Genomic DNA, 17,702 nt, shown 5'->3' with positions numbered 1-17,702 from the left:
GCCGCTCAGTCGCCCTCGAGTGCGTACAGGAGGGCTTCGAGCTTGATGTTGGTCTCGGTCAGCTCGGCATCGGGCTCTGCGCCCTCCACGATGCCGCCGCCGGCGAACAGCCGGGTCTCGGCGGGACCGGTCAGCGCGCAGCGCAGCGCGACGCGGAACTCGCCGCGTCCGTCCAGCGTCGTCCAGCCGACCGGAGCTGCGTACCAACCGCGCTCGAAACCCTCGTGCTCTGAGATCCAGTCGCGGGCGACGCGCCGCGGGAGACCGGCAACCGCTGCCGTCGGGTGCAGTGCACTCGCGAGCTCCAGCACCGTTGTGCCCGCGGGGACGCGCCCGCTGATCGGCGTGTGCAGATGCATGATGCGCCGCAGTTCCATGACGCGGGTCGGCGAGGGGGCGTCGAGTGCCGCGCCGCACGCACGCAGCGTGTCGCGCACATCGGTGACCACGATCGCGTGCTCGGTCAGCTCCTTGGGATCGCGTTGCAGTTCGGCCGCGAGATCGGCGTCCCGCGCTGGATCGCCGACACGGGCGCCTGAACCGGCCAGCGCGTCGGTCTGCAGCCGCAGACCGTCGAAGTGCACCAGCTGTTCGGGCGTGGCGCCGAAGAACGTCTGCGCCCCGCGTCCGAACGCGAACGTGACGCAGGACGGGTAACGCGACCGCAGGCGGTTGAGCACCGCGATGGGCTCGAGCCCCGACGCGATGCGCAGCTCCCGCGCCGTCACGACCTTGTCCAGCCCGCCTTCGGCGATCCTGCCGAGAGCACGCCGCACCAGGTCGGTGTAGCTGTCGTCGGCTCGATAGCTCTCGCCGAGCACGGCCAGCGCTGCCGCATTCAGATCGCTCGCGGGCCCCGCTTCGAGTTCAGGATCGGCCAGGCTGCGAGCGGCTGCGCCGGTGAGATCGCCGCCGGCGTCGCCTCGCACGGTCATGTCATCCCGGGCGCAGTCCGCGCCGGGCGCACCGGCGGCAGCGGCGAGGCCGCAGACTCCGCTGCCGTCAGCCGCGCCGCAGGTGGCACATGCCCCCCCGACTCCCGACCGTGATGCAACCATCACCGGCCAGACGGGGGCACCGGGCACCGAGGTCAGCCACGACTGGCCGCCCCGGCGCACGACGAGCACTTCGGGCACGGTCAGGCAGCCGGTGCCGAATGGCGCCCACACCGAACCTGCCGCGGGTGCCTCGGGACGGAACGAGAAGCCGCCCACGGCCAGCGGCCCGATCGGGTGACCGCTGTCACCGCTCATGGTGACGTCCAGCAGGCTCAGCGTGTCGGCGACAGAGGCGAAACGGTCGGCGTCGGCCTCGGCGGTGGCGTCGAAGGCGCTGCCGAGCGCACAGAATTCCAAGTCGCCGTCGGGACACGCCCAGTACACGCGCTGGTGCGCGTCGGATGCCGCAAACACTGCCAGCGGATCCAGCTCGCCGGACAGCTCCCGGCATTCCAGCGTCACAGCAGTCCGGGTACGCAACCCCGCTGAGGTGCGGCGTCCCGAATCCCCTGCGGACCGGGCGTTCGGCGAACCGGTTGCCATCGCATCGGAACGAGCCGGCTCATCGTCGATGTCGCCGGCCAGGATGCGCTCGGTGGCGTGCTCGACGAGTGACTCGCGGAAGTGCTGCGCCACCAGATCGGTGACCAGCGGAATCAGGCGAGCAGCCAGGTCGGCGCGCTGTGCAGTAGGCACGTCGGCGAAGCGGTCGGCGAACAGCCCGACCGCATCCGCGGCGACAGCTTCCATGTTCGATGCGTGCCGCAGCGCGAGGCCGATGAGATCGTCGAGCGGCATCTCGGCGGCGAGCAGCTCCGTCGCCGCGCGCAGCATCGTCAGTGCGCCGGTGCTGTAGAGCGTGCCGGCTATGGCACCCTCGCCGTCCGCCGCCTCGCTGGCACCGGCGGCACCGCTGGCAGCCTCGGGCGCGCCATCGGCACCGTCGGCGGAGGTGCGCAACGGCCGCACGAGGCCGGTGTCGGTCGCGAGCCGCACCAGTTCTTCGTCGAGCCCGGACTGGCGCACCAGCTCCTCGAAGGTCAGGGTGTCGCCGTGGCGTGCGCCGAGCGCGACCAGCATCGGGTCGTCGCCGCCGTCGCCGAGCTGGCGGATCTGCGCCAGAGAGAAGCCCGCCGCGGACAGGCGCCGGATCTCGCCGAGCCGCCGCGCATGACTGTCGTCGTAGCGCGCCATGCGCCCTTGGCGTGCAGGCGGGTGCAGCAGCCCGATCTTCTGGTAATAGCGCACGGTGTCGACGCTCACCTCATGCGTCGACGCCAGCTCCTCCACTCGCACGCCTTCAGCGTAGGCGCATTATGGGAGTGATAACTCCCAGAGTGCCCGCTCTGTCCATCCGCAGCGGCTCTCGCTCCCCCAATTACCGACCGGCAGGTCGCTGGATAGGGTGGTCCGATGGCTCAACGGGCACGCCTGAGCGCCGATGACTGGGTGGCGGCCGCACTGGAGGTGCTCGTTTCCGACGGCATCGGTGCTGTCAAGATCCTGCCGCTCGCCAAGCGGCTCGGCGTCACCCGGGGCAGCTTCTACTGGCACTTCGAGAACCACGAAGCCCTGCTCAACCGTCTGCTCGAGGTGTGGGAGGAGACCAACTCAGGTTCGATCATCCGGGCCGCGACGCTCGAGGGCAGCATCGTCGACAGGTACGTCGCATTGATGCGCTGCTGGCTGGGGATGGAACGCTTCGACCCGCGCCTCGAGGTGGCCGTGCGTAATTGGGGCCGTAGCAATCCTGAGCTGTGGCAGAAGCTGAGAGCCACCGACGAGCGGCGGGTGAATGCGTGCGTGGAGATGCTCGCGGCCGAGGTGAGCGACCCGGTCATGAGACTTCACCGTGCGCGCACGATTTACTTCCTGCAGATGGGCTGGTACGAACTCGAGGTCAATGAGCCGATGGATGCCCGCATCGAAGCGCTCACGTACTACTTCGAGATCTACGTGGGGCGCCCGCCGACCGATGACGAGCGAGCGGCCATCTTGGCCGGGTTGCGCCTCTGACATTCAGTTATTGCGCAACGTGCATCTTGTTCATATTGACCTGATCCAGACAGGACCGTACGGTGCGGCCCAGTGAGCCCAGGCTTGAGAGTCAGAGCCCCTCAGCGGCAAAGCGACGATGACGCGTCGAGGCCGTAGACGCCGGGACGCGACCGCAGTCGCCGCAGCGGCGCCACGGCAGCAGGCACGCAACACCTTCCGGCCCGTCGAGCTCATCAGCGCCGACGAAGTCGAACGCATCCACGAGGCGTCGCTGCGCGTGCTGTCCGAGATCGGCATGAACTTCCTGCTGCCCGAAGCAGTGCAGATCCTGCTCGAGGCGGGCGCCAGCTCCGACGACGGCGTGCGGGTGCGGTTCGATCCCGAGATGGTCGTCGAGCAGGTGGCGCTCGCCCCATCGACCTTCACCCTGCACGCCCGCGATCCGGCCAACAGCGTGGTCTTCGGCGATGACTGGGTTGTCTTCGGCATGGTCGGCAGCCCGCCGAACGTGTCCGACCTCGATCGGGGTCGGGTCAGCGGCAACTACGTCGACTTCTGCAACATGCTGCGCCTGCAGCAATCGCTCGACGCCGCGGACACGTGCACCGGCCACTCCGTCGAGCCGATCGATCTCAAGGTGCGCACCCGTCACCTCGACGCGGTGTCGGCGATGTACACCCTGTCCACCAAGCCCGGGTTCTGCTACTCGCTGGGCCGCACCCGTGTCAGCGACGCCATCGAGATCGCCCGCATCGCCCGCGGCATCGACCATGAGACGCTGCTGCGCGAGCCGTCCATCCACACGGTCGTCAATGCGAACTCGCCGCTCGTGTACGACAAACCGATGCTGGAGGGCGCCATCGAGCTGGCCCGCCACGGTCAGCCGGTCGTGTACACGCCGTTCACCCTGGCGGGGGCGATGGCGCCGGTCACGATCGCCGGCGCGCTCACCCTGCAGAACGCCGAAGCGCTCGCCGGCATCACGCTGGCGCAGCTCGTGAACCCCGGCGTGCCGGTTGTCTACGGCAGCTTCACCTCGAACGTCGACATGCGGTCGGGTGCTCCGGCATTCGGCACGCCCGAGTACGTGAAGGCCACGATCATCAGCGGCCAGCTGGCGCGCCGTTACGGCTTGCCGCTGCGGGCCTCGAACGCGAACGCCTCCAACGCTCCCGACGCCCAGGCCACCTACGAGTCGCAGATGTCGCTGTGGGCGTGCATCGTGGGCGGCATCAATTACGTGCTGCACGGACTCGGCTGGATCGAGGGCGGGCTGTGCGCCTCCTATGAGAAGGTCATCATCGACGCCGAGATGATCCAGATGATCCGGGCGATGCTGCAGCCCACCGCCATCGATGATGCCTCCTTGGCGGTTGATGCCATCGCCGAGGTGGGCCCGGCGAACCACTTCTTCGGCGCTGCTCACACGCTCGAGCGCTACAACACCGCCTTCTACGAGCCGACGCTGTCGGACTGGCGCAACTTCGAGACGTGGCAGGAAGACGGCGCGCTCGACGCCACCCAGCGGGCGAACGGCATCTGGAAGCAGTTGCTCGCCGACTACGAAGAGCCGCCGATGGACGACGCCATCCGCGCCGAGCTCGCCGACTTCGTAGAGCGCCGCCGCGCAGAAGGCGGCGTCGAACCCCTCTAGCCGCAGCGGTGGCGACCTAGTTGATCTGCTTCTCCATGCCCTCCCAGTAGGGCGCACGGAGCTTGAACTTCTGCAGCTTGCCGGTAGCCGTGCGGGCCAGCTCCTCGCGGAACTCGACGCTGGTGGGGCACTTGAAGTGCGCCATCCGGTCCCGGCAGAAGTCGATGAGATCACGATCGGTGACGGCATCGGCTGCGGCGTCGACGACCACGAGGGCCTTGATGGTCTCGCCCCACTTCTCGTCGGGCACGCCGATCACGGCCACCTCGGTCACCGCGGGATGGCTGAACAGCACGTCCTCCACCTCGATGGACGACACGTTCTCACCGCCGGAGATGATCACGTCCTTCTTGCGGTCCGAGATCGTGACGTGGTGCTCGTCGTCCATCGAGCCACCGTCGCCGGTGTGGAACCAGCCGTCCACGATGGCCTCCGCAGTCGCCTCGGGCTGCTCCCAGTAGCCCTCGAGCACGACGTTCGCCCGGGCCAGGATCTCGCCCTGGTTGTCCACGTCGATCTTCACGCCGATGGCCGGTGCACCGGCCCGGCTGAGCTTGCGGGCCTTCTCGTCGGGCTCGAAGTCGTCCCATTCGGGCCGGCAGCGGTTCATGGTGAGCAGCGGCGCCGTCTCGGTGAGGCCGTAGATCTGGATGAACTCCCAGCCCAGCTCGGTTTCCATGCGGGCGATCGTGCGCGTGGGCGGCGGCGCGCCCGCCACCACCATCCGAACCCGTCCGCTGCCGGGAATGGGACCGTCCCAGTCGGCCGCCGCATCCAGCACCGCCGCCACCACGGCAGGAGCGCCGCACATCAGCGTCACGCCGTGGTCTTCGGTGCGCTTCAGGATCTCGGGGCCGCGCACTTCGCGCTGCACCACGTGCTTGCCGCCCATGCCGGTCACGGCATAGGGCATTCCCCAGCCGTTGCAGTGGAACATCGGCAGCGTGTGCAGGTACACGTCACGGTCGCTGACGCCCGAGTGCCAGCCGAACGTGGTGGCGTTCACCCACAGCGCCCGGTGGGTCTGCTGCACGCCCTTGGGGCGTGCGGTGGTGCCCGAGGTGTAGTTGATGGTGGCGGTGACGTCCTCGTCGGGCGTCCACGGGGCCGGCTCCGCGCCCGGCGCGTACATCTGGTCATCGGCGTCGGTGCCCATCACCACGAAGTGCTCCACGTCGATGTCCTTGCAGGTGTCCTCCATGGAGGGATCCACCAGCAGCATCGTGGCGCCGCAGTGATCGATGATGTAGCTGATCTCGTCGTGGCTGAGCCGGAAGTTGATCGGCACGAAGATGCGGCCGTAGCCCGACACGCCGTAGAACGACGTCATCAGCCGGCCGGCGTTCTGCGACACCATCGCCACCCGCTCGCCATGCCCGATGCCGAGCTGATCCAGCTTGGCTGCCTGGGCCCGTACGAGGTCGCCGAACTGGGCGTAGGTGATCTCCCCGAGCCCGCCGCCGGGCGCTTCGGGTTCGTCGGCCAGCGCCACCCGGTCCGGGTACACGTTCTCGGCCCGGTACAGGAAGTCGGAAACAGTAAACGGAACCTTCATGTCGTCCCCTCAGGGTCATGGGTTGTCATACGCGGCGGTCGCCTCGGTGTGCGGTGCCCCACCGGAGGTGTCTCCCGGCAGATCGGCCGCGCCAACTCTAGAGCGGGCTGCCGCGGCAGTGCCCTGAGAGGCTGAGCCGCCTCCTAGATGATTGGTTCCAAGGGGTGGGGGGTCCGCTGTTGGTGGGGTGAGGGTGTCCAAGCTCGGGGTGTGTACCTGCACCTCGATCCTGGAGGACCTGGGCATGAACCCGGACTTGGACACCCTCGCGACGGCACTGTATGTGAGGATTGACGATCTGTTGGCCGACAATCCCGGCTGGGCGCCGCGGCGGCCCCGTGTGGGGTTCGCACCGAAGCTGTCGGACGCGGAGCTGGTCACTTTGGCGGTGATCTCGGCGTTATTGGGGTACGACTCCGAGCGCGGGTTCGTGCGCTTCGCTCATCAGCACCTGCGGCCGTGGTTCCCGTACCTGCCCAACAGAGAGGGCTTCAACAAGCGGCTGCGCCGCGCCGGCGAGATGATCGGCCACGTCACAGCAGCGCTGGCCCGCGACTGCCCGGACTGGCACGACGACGTGTGGCTGGCCGACTCCACGCCGGTGCCGTGCGGCACGAGCCGACCCACCGCGGTGCGCTCCGAGCTCGCCGGATGGGCCCAATACGGCTGGTGCGCGTCGCATTCGCGCTGGTTCTGGGGGCTGCGACTGCACCTGATCACCACCCCGGCGGGGCTGCCGATCAGCTTCGCCCTGGCAGGCGCCAAGGCCGACGAACGCGACACCTGCGCCGCCATGATCGACCACGCAGACCTGGCCCGCCCCGGCCAGACGCTCATCGCCGACAAGGGCTACCGCAGCAAAGACTTCGAGAACCGGCTCAACGACGCCGGGATCACCCTCATCCGGCCCGCCGCCCGCAACGAGCCCGCCCGCCCCCACCAGCGGTTCCTGCGCCCGTTCCGCCAGATCATCGAATCGGTCTGCGACACCCTCAAAGGCCAGCTCAGCCTCGAACGCCACAACGGCCGCACCCGCGCCGGCGTCGCCGTGCGCGTCCTGGCACGCATCCTCGCTCTCACCGCCGCCATCTGGCACAACAGAACCCACCACCCCCACCTGCCAGCACGCACCCTCACCCACTACGACCACTGACCCCTTGGAACCAATCATCTAGGGTCGCGGCCATGGAGGGATCAGCGGGAGCGCCGCCCGCAGGCGGTCAGGTCGATGTCCACCTGATCGACGGCACCTACGAGCTGTTCCGCCACTTCTTTGCCGTCCCGAGCCGCAAGGCGCCCGACGGCAGCGAGGTCGGAGCGTTGCGAGGGGTGCTCGGCAACATCGTGATGCTGCTCGAAGGCGGTGCCACCCACGTGGCTGTGGCCACCGACCATGTCGTGGAGTCGTTCCGCAACGATCTGTGGCCCGGGTACAAGGACGGCTCGGGGATCGAGCCCGACCTGCTGTCGCAGTTCCATCCCACCGAGGACGCGCTGCGGCTGCTGGGCGTAGCCGTGTGGCCGATGATCGAGTTCGAAGCCGATGACGCCATGGCAGCAGGCGCGGCGATGGCTGCCGACGACGATCGTGTCGGGCAGGTGCTGATCTGCACGCCCGACAAGGATCTGGGCCAGTGCGTCGGCGGCAAGGTTGTCCAATGGGACCGCCGGGCCGACGAGATCATTGACGTGACTGGCGTCGAAGCGAAGTTCGGCGTCAGCCCTGAGTCGATACCCGACTACCTGGGCTTGGTGGGCGACAGTGCCGATGGCTTTCCGGGCCTGAAGGGCTGGGGCGCCAAGTCGACGTCGGTGATGCTGTCGCACTACGGCCATATCGAGAACATCCCGGATTCGCACGACGACTGGGCGCCGAAGGTCCGGGGCGCGGCCGGTCTCGCCGCAACGCTCGCCGACGAGCGTGATCTCGCCCTGCTGTTCCGCCGCATCGCCACGGTGCGCACCGATGCGCCGGTGTCCGACAGCGTCGACGAGCTGGCCTGGCGCGGCCCGCATCGGGGTTTCGAAGAACTCTGCGAACGCATCGGCGCCGAGAACTTGCTCGACCGGGTGATGAACCTCGCGGCCTACCGGACGGACACCTAGTCGAGGCTCACCTGAGTTGAAGCGAGGCTGGCCTCAGGCGGGCTGGTTCAGCTCGATCATGTTGCCGGCCGGATCGAAGAAGAACGTCTGGCGGGCAGTGGTGCCCGGCAGCGCCACCGGGTCCTTGACCCTCACGCCGGCATCGCGCAGCTCGGCCACGGTGGCATCGATGTCGTCCACCTTGAAGGCCCAGTGCTGGCCTTTGGGGGCCACCCAGTCGGCCACTTCGATGAGGTGCACCTCACCGCCGCCAGGCGTCTGCAGCCACCGCCCGTTGAAGCCGAAGTCGGGCCGGTCGAGCTGCTTCATGCCCAGGATGTCGGTGTAGAACGGCGCCGCTGCATCCACATCGGCGCAGTTGATCGAAACGTGATGCACAGGCCCCAGTTCCATGCCCGCAGCCTAGAGGCTGAGCCGAAGGCGAAGCCGTGGCCCGAGCGGCCCGTGAGCGCAGCGAACAAGAGCGGGAGAAATGGGAGGCTGAGCCCAAGGCGATTCCCAGGGCCTCGGTACCGGACGGCTCGCTCTCGTAGGCTTTCCTGAATGTCTGAGCCGACCATGGACGAGCGGCTGGGTGAGCTGGCCCGCCGCCGCGACGAGGCGCTGAACGCCGGCACCGAGCGCGCGGTCCAGCGGCAGCACGACAAGGGCAAGATGCTCGCCCGCGAGCGCATCGACTACCTCTTCGACGAGGGCACGTTCCACGAACTCGACATGCTCGCCCGCCACCGGGCGCACGATGTCGGCCTCGACGAGCGCCCCTACACCGACGGCATCATCACCGGCTGGGGCAACATCGACGGCCGCAAGGTCTTCGTGGCCAGCCAGGACTTCACCGTGTTCGGCGGCGCCCTCGGCGAGGTGTTCGCCGAGAAGACCCACAAGGTCATGGATCTCGCAGAGTCGGTCGGCGCGCCGATCATCGGCCTCAACGACGGCGCAGGCGCCCGCATCCAGGAGGGTGTGGTCTCGCTGGCGGGCTACGGCGGCATCTTCCGCCGCAACGTGCTGGCCTCGGGCGTCATCCCGCAGATCAGCGTGATCATGGGGCCGTGCGCCGGCGGTGCCGTCTATTCGCCCGCCATGACCGACTTCATCTTCATGGTGCGCGACTCCAGCCACATGTTCATCACCGGCCCCGACGTGGTGAAGACCGTCACCGGCGAGGATGTCACGCTCGAAGAGCTCGGCGGCGCCGGCTCGCACAGCACCAAGTCGGGTGTGGCCACGTTCGTCGCTGCCGACGAGAAGGCTGTGCTCGACGATGTGCGCTACCTGCTGTCGTTCCTGCCGTCGAACAACCTCGACGCGCCCCCGGTCGTCGAAGCCGCCGACGAGTCCGATCGCTGGTGCCCGACGCTGCGCGACCTCATGCCGCAGAGCCCCAACGTGCCCTACGACATGAAGCAGGTGATCGGCGAGGTCGTCGACGACGGCGAGTTCTTCGAGTACCACGCCGCCTGGGCCGGCTCGATCGTGTGCGGCTTCGCCCGGCTCAACGGCCGCTCGGTGGGCGTTGTGGGCAACCAGCCGATGGTGATGGCCGGTGTGCTCGACATCGAGTCGTCAGAGAAGGCGGCCCGGTTCGTGCGCTTTTGCGACGCCTTCAACATCCCGCTGCTGACCTTCGTGGACGTGCCCGGCTTCCTGCCCGGCGTCGACCAGGAGCACGGCGGCATCATCCGTCACGGGGCCAAGCTGCTGTACGCCTACTGCGAGGCCACCGTGCCCCGGGTGCAGGTCATCACCCGCAAGGCCTACGGCGGCGCCTACGTCGTGATGGACTCCAAGTCGGTCGGCTGTGACGTCAGCTTCGCATGGCCCACGGCCGAGCTGGCCGTGATGGGCCCGCAGGGAGCGGTCGAGATCCTGAACCGGCGTGAGCTGCAGCAGGCCGCCGATCCCGAGGCTCGCAAGGCGGCGCTAGTCGACGAGTACAGCCGCAAGTACGCCAACCCCTACATCGCAGCCGAGCGGGGCATCGTGGATGCGGTTATCGACCCTGCCGAGACCCGCCAGAAGGTCATCGCCGCGTTCGACATGATCGGCGCCAAGCGCGAGGAGCTGCCTCGCCGCAAGCACGGCAACGTGCCGCTGTAACGGGCGAGCGACCGGTGACTGGACCCGTGATCGACGCTTCGCACGTGGCCATCACCCCCGCAGCGACCGCGGAAGAGGCCGCCGCGATCGTCACGGCGCTCGAGCTGCTGTGGCCCCGTCCTGTCCCGGCCGACCCGCACGCGGTGCCGTCCAGCAAGTGGCGATTCAGCGGCCGCCCCTGGCAAGCCCCCACGTCCTGGCCCGCTGTCCGCTACCGCTAGCCGTGCCAGCAGGCCCGAACCACGCTGCGGTTATGCCGCTCGACGGCCTACGAGTACTGGATCTGTCATCGGTGTTCGCCGGGCCGCACTGCGCCCGCTACCTGGCCGATTTCGGTGCCGATGTCATCAAGGTGGAGCGGCCGGGCGGCGACACCGTCCGCAATATGGGATGGAAGGACGCACAGGGCGAGACCCTGTGGTGGCGGCTCGTCAATCGCAACAAGCGCTGCGTCACGCTCGACCTCAAGGCCGCCGCCGACCTGGCCGTGCTGCGGCGGCTGCTGGCCGTCGCTGATGTGCTGGTGGAGAACTTCCGGCCCGGCAAGCTCGAAGCGCTCGGGCTGGTGCCCGACGAGCTGATCGCAGCCAACCCCAAGCTGGTGGTGGTGCGGCTGACTGGCTTCGGCCAGGACGGCCCGTACCGGGACCGCCCCGGGTTCGCCACGCTCGCCGAGGCCATGAGCGGCTTCGCCTCGATGAACGGCGAGGCCGACGGTGCGCCGCTGCTGCCGCCGGTGGCGCTCACCGACGAGATCGCCGGCCTGGCCGGAGCGTTCGCGGCGATGGTTGCCCTGCGCAGCGGCGTCGGCCAGGTGGTCGACGTCAACCTGCTCGAGTCGATGTCGCAGGCGATGGGCCCGCTCATGACCGCATGGCACACCGAGGGCTACCTGCAGCCCCGCCTCGGATCGGGCATCCCCTACAGCGTTCCCCGCGGCACCTACCAGGCGTCCGACGGCGGATGGCTGGCCGTCAGCAGCTCCACCGACTCGGTGGCGGCTCGGGTCATGGAGATGATCGGCATCGGCGACGACGCGCGATTCACCACCTTCGAGGGCCGCATGGCCCACCGCGCCGAGCTCGACGAGGCCATGGCCGACTGGGTGTCGCAGCGCACGCTCGCCGAAGCAGTCGAGGCATTCGAGAACGCTCAGGCCGCCGCGGCACCGGTCCTCGACATGAGCCAGCTAGCAGACGACCCCCACGCCAAAGCCCGCGAGGTGTTCGTGGAAGTGGACGGGCTCATGCAGCAGAACGTGATCGCCCGCCTCAGCGCTACACCCGGTCACGTCCGCTGGACCGGCCGCAAAGAAGGCGCCGACAACGACTCCCTGGCCGACATCCCCGACATCCCAGACACCGCCGACCCCTGGCCCGACCCCTGATCAGCCGTCGGGCGAAATAGGCGCCACACCCTTCAGCTTCAACAGCACCCAGCGCCCGGCCTTCATCAGCGGGTACGTGAAGCGCGAGATCAGCGGCGAGCTGAACGCCAGCCGGTTGAACTTGTTGAAAGCACCATGATCCGTCGACAGCAGCGCGAGCACGTGCAGCGCTTCATGACCGACGTAGTGCCGGTCGCCGATCTTCACCACCATCCCGTCATTCAGATCGTGCGGCAGCCGCCGGACCTCGTCGACGATCGGGCCGCCCTGGCGTGCGTCCACCAGCACGAACTCGCCGACAGATTGCCGCAGCCGCAGGTACTGGGCGTAGTTGTTGCACATCGGGCACTCGCCGTCGTACACGAGCCAGACCCGCTCGGTCTGCTGCGGCCGTTGCGACCGCTGCCGGCGCTTCATGATGCGGAACGGTAGGCCCACGATCGGCAGCGACCGAACGGTCCCCGACAGCGAGAACCGGTCAGGGGCAAGCGGCGACAGCAGCAGAAACAAGCCCACCATCACGATGTTGAGGGAAAACGAGATGTTCATGAGCAGATCGCTCGTGATGTGGAACAGCATCAGGACAGCGCCGATCGGCCGGTGCAGATGAGGCCGGAACACCACCAGCAGCGCAAAGATCTCGATGTAGAGCGTCAGCCACCACATCGACTGCGCCAGCCAGTTGTGCTGCGCCACGAACGGCAGCAGCAGCGGAATCTCGTCGGCCTCGGCGAGCAACCGGTCCAGCAGGATGCGCGTCAGGGCATCTGACGAGAACAGCTCGAGCCGGCCGTACCAGATCTTCCAGATGCCCGACAAGGTGTACGACAGCAAGATGACGCTTTGCGCCAGCCACAAGGACGTGAGGCACCGCCGCACGCTGTTCCGCTCGTGGAGCTGGCGATGCCGACGGCCCGGCAGGAACAGCAGCGCGAAGCCGACCAGCAGCAGCACAGGGACGCCGTGGTTGATGGAGCCGTACGAATTCCGTATCGCAACGTGCACGAACAGGTGCAGGAACGCACCGAACCGCAAGACGAAGGTGCCCGGGGCCGCCGCTGCCCCGAGGGCGAACAGCAGACCGGCTGCCGTGAGCGCGATCTCGTAGCCGAGCCAATCCGTTCCCACGAGCTGCTCCGCCAGCCTGATAGGCCACAGCGGCGCGGTCGGAGGACCGCCGGAGTACGCATCGCCGAACGGGTAGTGACCCGTGCCGACGAGGTAGGCAAGGAACACGTAGTAGAAGCGGCTCAGCAGCACCACGTTGTTCGCACTGCGCGTCAGTTCGGCGGGAGTTCGATGCTCGGCGGTGTCGACGCTGAGCATCCCCCTGCGGACTTGTCGCAAGCCCTGCCGGATTCGCAGCGACATGGCTCAGCCGCCGTCCAGCGTGGCGTCGAGACGGCCCGTGCGGGTATTCCACTGGGCGATGACTTCGCTGGGTCGGAAGAAATCCGTCCTGGTCAACCGTCCGTCGGCGAAATCGTCGATGTTGTCCTGCAGCTCATGCAGGTCGACGTCGGCCTTGACGATGCTGAAATCGATGCTGCGCTCGCCGAGTGCCCGCTCGATGATCGGGTACAGCACGTCGGTGACATCCTCTTCGCAGCCACGGTCCTTTGCACACGCGATCGCGACGCGTCGCAGCGCCTTCCAGTCGCGGACGTCGTCGCTCGGGATCAGGTAATAGGTCTCTGCGGGCGGCTCGCCGTCGATCGCGTCGATGACGAGGCCGTACTCGAACGATTCCCAATCGGGAATGTGGGTGAAGAGCTTCCACTTGAAGAAGGGGAAGACCTCGACGTGCTCGGACTCGAGCACGGAATTCAGCGGGATCATGGCGATGTACAGCACGATGAAGCCCGGTACAAGCAGCTTCCACAGACGGCGGCGCTTGGTGCGTGCGGCGGTGCCCGTCACAGGATCCTCACGTCTCCGAAAGGGGCTGTCGTCGGCGATGCGTGCACGACATGAGCGTGGTGCGTGCTTCAGCCGGTGCCGGCGCGTGACTGCTCGGCCAGTCCGGCGATGTCGGCCATGATCGCGGCCAGCTCGAAGTCCTTCGGGGTGTAGACCGCAGCCACCCCGGCGTCTCGCAGCGCCTGATGGTCCGCGGGCGGGATGATGCCGCCGACCACCACCGGAGCGCTCACGCCTTCAGCGTTGAGGCACGCCAGCACCTCGGGCACCAGCTCCAGGTGCGACCCCGACAGGATCGACAGGCCCACCACGTCCACGTCCTCGTCACGTGCCGTTGCGGCAATGTGGCTCGGGGTCAGCCGGATGCCCTCGTACACCACTTCCATGCCGGCGTCGCGCGCCGCGACCGCCACCTGCTCGGCGCCATTGGAATGTCCGTCGAGGCCCGGCTTGGCAACCAGCACCCTGGGCGGCCCGCCCTCCATCGCCGCGCACCGCTGGGCCACGGTTGCCAGTGCTGTTCCCTTCGACGCCCGCCCTGCAGCGCCGCCGCCCAAGCCAGTCGGTGCACGGAACTCGCCGAACACCTCGCGCAGCGCTTGGGCCCACTCGCCGGTCGTCACCCCGGCATGGGCGGCCTCGATGCTCGGCCCCATGATGTTCACATCGCCCGATGCGGCCACCCGCAGGTCGTCCAGGGCTGCGACGACCCGGTTCGAGTCGCGTGCGCTCCGCCAGCGTTCGAGATCGGCAACCAGCTCGGCTTCGACCTCGGGATCCACCCGCAGGATCGACTCATCGCCCTCGAGCGGCGACGGCGCCGTCTCGGTGAACTCGTTCACCCCCACCACGGTCAGCTCGCTGGCCTCGATCTGGCGCACCCGCTCGGTGTGGCTCGCCACCAGGCGCCGCTTCAGCTCGGTGATCGCGGCGAACGCGCCCCCCATCGCCAGCACCTCGTCCAGCTCAGCCTGCGCCGACTCCGCCAGCTCGGCCGTACGTCCCTCGACCACCACCGAGCCGTCGAAGATGTCGCCGTACTCCAGCAGGTCGGTCTCGTGCGCCAGCACCTGCTGGATCCGCAGCGACCACTGCTGGTCCCAGGGCCGCGGCAGCCCCAGCGCCTCGTTCCAGGCAGGCAGCTGCAGCGAGCGGGTCCTTGCCCGCTGCGACAGCGTCACGCCCAGGGCTTCGAGCGTGATCCGGGCCACGTTGTTCTCGGGCTGCGCCTCGGTGAGCCCGAGCGAGTTCACCTGCACGCCGTAGCGGAAGCGCCGCAGCTTGGGGTCGGCCACGCCGTAGCGCTCAGCGCAGATCTGGTCCCACATCTGGGTGAAGGCCCGCACCTTGCAGACCTCTTCGATGAACCGGATGCCCCCGTTCACGAAGAACGAGATGCTGCCCACCGCAGCGTCGAATCGCTCGGGGGGCACCTTGCCGCTGTCGCGCACCGCGTCGAGTACGTCGATCGCGGTGGCCAGCGCGTAGGCGATCTCCTGGGTGGGCGTTGCGCCGGCTTCCTGCAGGTGATAGCTGCACACGTTGATCGGGTTCCACTGCGGCACGTGCTGCGAGCAGTACGCCACTACGTCGACGGTGAGCCGGCGGCTGGCCTCGGGCGGGAAGATGAACGTGCCCCGGCTCAGGTACTCCTTCACGATGTCGTTCTGGGTGGTGCCCCGCAGCGCCTCGGCCGCCACCCCGGCGTTCTGTGCGTTGGCGATGTAGAGGCTCAGCAGCCAGGGCGCCGTGGCGTTGATGGTCATGGAGGTGTTCATGGCATCGGGCGGGATGCCGTCCATGAGCTGGGCCATGTGGCCCAAGTGGGTGACCGGCACGCCCACCTTGCCCACCTCGCCGCGCGCCATCGAGTGGTCGGGGTCGTAGCCGGTCTGCGTCGGCAGGTCGAACGCCACTGACAGCCCCGTTTGGCCCTTGGCCAGCATCGACCGGTAGAGCTCGTTGGAGGCCTGGGCGGTGGAGTGCCCCGAGTACGTGCGCATCAGCCACGGCCGCGAGCGTCCTGGAGAGTCGGAAGCCGTCACGGTCGTGAACGCTACGGCCCCTCAGAGCCTTCCCGTGTTGCCCGCTCTTGTTCCCAGTCTTCATGTGATCGGGCTCACGGGCCGCTCGGGCCCGGGGCCCGGGCTCAGCCGTCGAGCATGCGGAAGACCATCGGGCGCAGCCAGATCTCAGGCAGCGGCCGCGTGATGGCTTCGGCCAGCAGCTCCAGGTAGGCCGCACGCTCGACCTCCACGGCACCGAGCCCGGCCAGGTGCGGTGTGTTCCATTGCACGTCCAGCAGCGCGCCGCCGGTCACCTTGAGCGCATCCACCAGCGCCACGAGGGCGACCTTGGAGGCATCGGTCTCGGTGTGGAACATCGACTCGCCGGCAAAGAAGGCGCCCACGGCCACGCCGTACAGGCCGCCCACCAGCTCGTCGTCGAGCCAGGTCTCCACGCTGTGGGCCCACCCGAGCTCGTGGAGCTGCAGGTAGGCGTTGTGCATGTCGTCGCTGATCCAGCCGTGCGGGCGGGCGGGATCGGCGCACGACTCCAGCACCTGCTCGAAGGCGGTGTCGATGCGGATGTCGAACCGTCGGCAGGCTCGCCGCAGCGAGCGGCTCACCCGCAGGTAGCTGAGCGGCAGGATGCCTCGCGGGTCGGGCGACCACCAGCCGACGGTGTCGCCCAGCGGCATGGGAAACAGCCCTGCCCGGTAGGCACCGAGCAGCGTGCCCGCCTCGAGGTCGGCGCCCGCACCGACGAGACCGTTCTCGTCTGCGGTCGACGCGGGAGGGAATGACCATCCCGACTCGGGCGGCTCCGTGGGGCCGTCTTCTGACTGGCGCTGCATCGGAGCGAGCCTACGCCTGATCGGTTCGACGCGTTGGGCCCGCCGCCCCGCGCGGGTTAGAGGCTGCGCGGCTAGTTGAACCTTCTCGTTGTCGCACCTATTGCTTCCCGCTCTTGTTCGCTGCGCTCACGGGCCGCTCGGGCCCCGGCTTCGCCTATCGGCTCAGCCTCAGCTACGCGCATCGGTGTATGCGTCGATCTGAGCTTGGCTGGCTTCGCTGACGGTCACGCTCTTGACCACGACATCCTGGACCGGCACGTCGCCTGCGCCGGTAGCGACGCCTTCGATCTCCATCACGACATCCATGCCCTCGACAACATGGCCGAGCGGCGAGTACAGCGGCGGCAAGCCGGCGCCGTTGGGGCCGGTGATCACGAAGAACTGCGAGCCGTTAGTGGCCGGATTGCCCCGGTTGGCCATGGCCACCGATCCGATCCGGTACCAGTCGTCCGCAGGCGGGAAGGCACCGGTGAACTGGTAGCCGGGCCCGCCGCGGCCGAAGTCGAGCTGCACATCGCCGCCCTGGATCACGAAGTCGGAGATGATCCGGTGGAACAGCGTGCCGTCGAATGCGCCCCAGCGGCCCAGCACCACGAAATTGTTGACGCTGTCGATGTCGAGTGCCGGGTTGAGCAGCATCGTGAAGCTGCCCATGTTCGTGTCGAAGGCCGCGGCGTACATGGTGTCGGGATCGATGCAAAGCGGCGGCGGGGCGTCGAACTGGTTGAGCGGCCCATCGCTGCCGTCCTCCGCAGGACACGACGTCGGGTCCGGCGCAGCCGCCTCATCGGGACCGCTGTCGGCCTCAGACTCGGCCGCAGCCTCAGTAACCGGCGCCGCTTCGTCGCCCGGCTCATCAGTCTCAAACGAAGTGACCTCAGTCGCCTCAGCCTCAGCAGCGACCGCAGCATCGCCGCCATCGTCACTGTCGTCCCCGCTGAAGTAGCTCCAAAGGAAGATCGCAAGCAGCACGGCCGCCGCGATGATCACCACGCGCAACACCTTGCGAGTAGTGCTCGAACGCTTCTTCGCGCGTTCCGCTTCGGCAACCGCCCGCATCCGGTTCTCGCGCTGCCGCTGTCGCTTCTCGCTGCTCATAAGTGCCCCTGAGATGTGCCGGCGGTCAC

15 protein-coding genes are annotated in these 17,702 nt (G+C 68.2%); 7 read left to right on the top strand and 8 right to left on the bottom strand.

Going from position 1 to position 17,702, the window contains the following annotated elements; genetic code table 11:
* Positions 1-5: 5 nt before the first annotated feature.
* The gene (locus ACOQPE_RS04490) at positions 6-2,294 is read right to left on the bottom strand and encodes an isochorismate synthase (RefSeq protein WP_420610699.1); all 2,289 of its coding nucleotides are present in this window, start codon (positions 2,292-2,294) and stop codon (positions 6-8) included.
* 117 nt (positions 2,295-2,411) lie between these two features.
* Here ACOQPE_RS04490 and ACOQPE_RS04485 point away from each other — a divergent pair, with 117 nt between their 5' ends.
* Together ACOQPE_RS04485 and ACOQPE_RS04480 are read left to right on the top strand one after the other, a co-directional pair.
* Positions 2,412-3,014, top strand: a complete 603-nt coding sequence (locus tag ACOQPE_RS04485) for a TetR/AcrR family transcriptional regulator (RefSeq protein ID WP_420610698.1) — start codon at positions 2,412-2,414, stop codon at positions 3,012-3,014.
* A 118-nt stretch (positions 3,015-3,132) separates the two neighbouring features.
* Complete coding sequence (locus ACOQPE_RS04480) at positions 3,133-4,650, top strand: trimethylamine methyltransferase family protein (protein ID WP_420610697.1); 1,518 nt, start codon at positions 3,133-3,135, stop codon at positions 4,648-4,650.
* A 16-nt stretch (positions 4,651-4,666) separates the two neighbouring features.
* Here the strand turns inward: ACOQPE_RS04480 and ACOQPE_RS04475 are convergent, their stop codons facing one another.
* A complete protein-coding gene (locus tag ACOQPE_RS04475) occupies positions 4,667-6,205 on the bottom strand; it encodes an AMP-binding protein (RefSeq protein ID WP_420610696.1) in 1,539 nt (512 codons plus the stop codon).
* 244 nt (positions 6,206-6,449) lie between these two features.
* On the opposite strand from ACOQPE_RS04475, the gene ACOQPE_RS04470 reads away from it, so the two are divergent.
* Together ACOQPE_RS04470 and ACOQPE_RS04465 are read left to right on the top strand one after the other, a co-directional pair.
* A complete protein-coding gene (locus ACOQPE_RS04470; protein WP_420611352.1) occupies positions 6,450-7,358 on the top strand; it encodes an IS982 family transposase in 909 nt (302 codons plus the stop codon).
* A gap of 32 nt (positions 7,359-7,390) precedes the next feature.
* A complete protein-coding gene (locus ACOQPE_RS04465; protein ID WP_420610695.1) occupies positions 7,391-8,311 on the top strand; it encodes a 5'-3' exonuclease in 921 nt (306 codons plus the stop codon).
* Between the two features lie 33 nt (positions 8,312-8,344).
* Here the strand turns inward: ACOQPE_RS04465 and ACOQPE_RS04460 are convergent, their stop codons facing one another.
* The gene (locus ACOQPE_RS04460; protein ID WP_419916908.1) at positions 8,345-8,704 is read right to left on the bottom strand and encodes a VOC family protein; all 360 of its coding nucleotides are present in this window, start codon (positions 8,702-8,704) and stop codon (positions 8,345-8,347) included.
* 150 nt (positions 8,705-8,854) lie between these two features.
* Between ACOQPE_RS04460 and ACOQPE_RS04455 the strand changes: the two genes are divergently transcribed.
* From ACOQPE_RS04455 to ACOQPE_RS04445, 3 genes are read left to right on the top strand one after another with little or no spacing between them, the layout of a single operon-like run.
* Complete coding sequence (locus ACOQPE_RS04455) at positions 8,855-10,411, top strand: acyl-CoA carboxylase subunit beta (RefSeq protein WP_420610694.1); 1,557 nt, start codon at positions 8,855-8,857, stop codon at positions 10,409-10,411.
* A 14-nt stretch (positions 10,412-10,425) separates the two neighbouring features.
* Positions 10,426-10,632 carry a hypothetical protein gene (locus ACOQPE_RS04450; RefSeq protein WP_420610693.1) on the top strand — a complete coding sequence of 69 codons (207 nt, stop codon included), beginning with the start codon at positions 10,426-10,428 and terminating at the stop codon, positions 10,630-10,632.
* Between the two features lie 32 nt (positions 10,633-10,664).
* Positions 10,665-11,798: a CaiB/BaiF CoA transferase family protein gene (locus ACOQPE_RS04445; protein ID WP_420610692.1), complete on the top strand. Its 1,134-nt coding sequence runs from the start codon at positions 10,665-10,667 to the stop codon at positions 11,796-11,798.
* Here the strand turns inward: ACOQPE_RS04445 and ACOQPE_RS04440 are convergent, their stop codons facing one another.
* From ACOQPE_RS04440 to ACOQPE_RS04420, 5 genes are all read right to left on the bottom strand, one after another.
* The gene (locus tag ACOQPE_RS04440; protein ID WP_420610691.1) at positions 11,799-13,169 is read right to left on the bottom strand and encodes a DCC1-like thiol-disulfide oxidoreductase family protein; all 1,371 of its coding nucleotides are present in this window, start codon (positions 13,167-13,169) and stop codon (positions 11,799-11,801) included.
* A 3-nt stretch (positions 13,170-13,172) separates the two neighbouring features.
* Positions 13,173-13,718: a hypothetical protein gene (locus ACOQPE_RS04435; RefSeq protein WP_420610690.1), complete on the bottom strand. Its 546-nt coding sequence runs from the start codon at positions 13,716-13,718 to the stop codon at positions 13,173-13,175.
* A gap of 68 nt (positions 13,719-13,786) precedes the next feature.
* Complete coding sequence (locus ACOQPE_RS04430; protein WP_420610689.1) at positions 13,787-15,763, bottom strand: methylmalonyl-CoA mutase family protein; 1,977 nt, start codon at positions 15,761-15,763, stop codon at positions 13,787-13,789.
* 104 nt (positions 15,764-15,867) lie between these two features.
* Entirely contained in the window at positions 15,868-16,575 is a 708-nt protein-coding gene (aat, locus tag ACOQPE_RS04425; RefSeq protein ID WP_420610688.1) for a leucyl/phenylalanyl-tRNA--protein transferase, read from the bottom strand.
* Positions 16,576-16,743: 168 nt separating this feature from the next.
* Complete coding sequence (locus ACOQPE_RS04420) at positions 16,744-17,673, bottom strand: peptidylprolyl isomerase (RefSeq protein ID WP_420610687.1); 930 nt, start codon at positions 17,671-17,673, stop codon at positions 16,744-16,746.
* Positions 17,674-17,702 lie beyond the last annotated feature (29 nt).

Origin of the sequence: Candidatus Poriferisodalis sp., from assembly GCF_965219595.1 — a bacterium.
Lineage (GTDB): Bacteria > Actinomycetota > Acidimicrobiia > Acidimicrobiales > Poriferisodalaceae > Poriferisodalis.
The sequence above is the reverse complement of the archived record's forward strand: the minus strand, read 5'-3'. Positions and strand labels throughout refer to the sequence as shown.

Bases quoted from the DNA above. Each gene is read 5' to 3' on its own strand.
- ACOQPE_RS04485 (WP_420610698.1), top strand. From the start codon at position 2,412: ATGGCTCAACGGGCACGCCTGAGCGCCGATGACTGGGTGGCGGCCGCA.
- ACOQPE_RS04480 (WP_420610697.1), top strand. From the start codon at position 3,133: ATGACGCGTCGAGGCCGTAGACGCCGGGACGCGACCGCAGTCGCCGCA.
- ACOQPE_RS04475 (WP_420610696.1), bottom strand. From the start codon at position 6,205: ATGAAGGTTCCGTTTACTGTTTCCGACTTCCTGTACCGGGCCGAGAAC.
- ACOQPE_RS04470 (WP_420611352.1), top strand. From the start codon at position 6,450: ATGAACCCGGACTTGGACACCCTCGCGACGGCACTGTATGTGAGGATT.
- ACOQPE_RS04465 (WP_420610695.1), top strand. From the start codon at position 7,391: ATGGAGGGATCAGCGGGAGCGCCGCCCGCAGGCGGTCAGGTCGATGTC.
- ACOQPE_RS04460 (WP_419916908.1), bottom strand. From the start codon at position 8,704: ATGGAACTGGGGCCTGTGCATCACGTTTCGATCAACTGCGCCGATGTG.
- ACOQPE_RS04455 (WP_420610694.1), top strand. From the start codon at position 8,855: ATGTCTGAGCCGACCATGGACGAGCGGCTGGGTGAGCTGGCCCGCCGC.
- ACOQPE_RS04445 (WP_420610692.1), top strand. From the start codon at position 10,665: ATGCCGCTCGACGGCCTACGAGTACTGGATCTGTCATCGGTGTTCGCC.
- ACOQPE_RS04440 (WP_420610691.1), bottom strand. From the start codon at position 13,169: ATGTCGCTGCGAATCCGGCAGGGCTTGCGACAAGTCCGCAGGGGGATG.
- aat (WP_420610688.1), bottom strand. From the start codon at position 16,575: ATGCAGCGCCAGTCAGAAGACGGCCCCACGGAGCCGCCCGAGTCGGGA.
- ACOQPE_RS04420 (WP_420610687.1), bottom strand. From the start codon at position 17,673: ATGAGCAGCGAGAAGCGACAGCGGCAGCGCGAGAACCGGATGCGGGCG.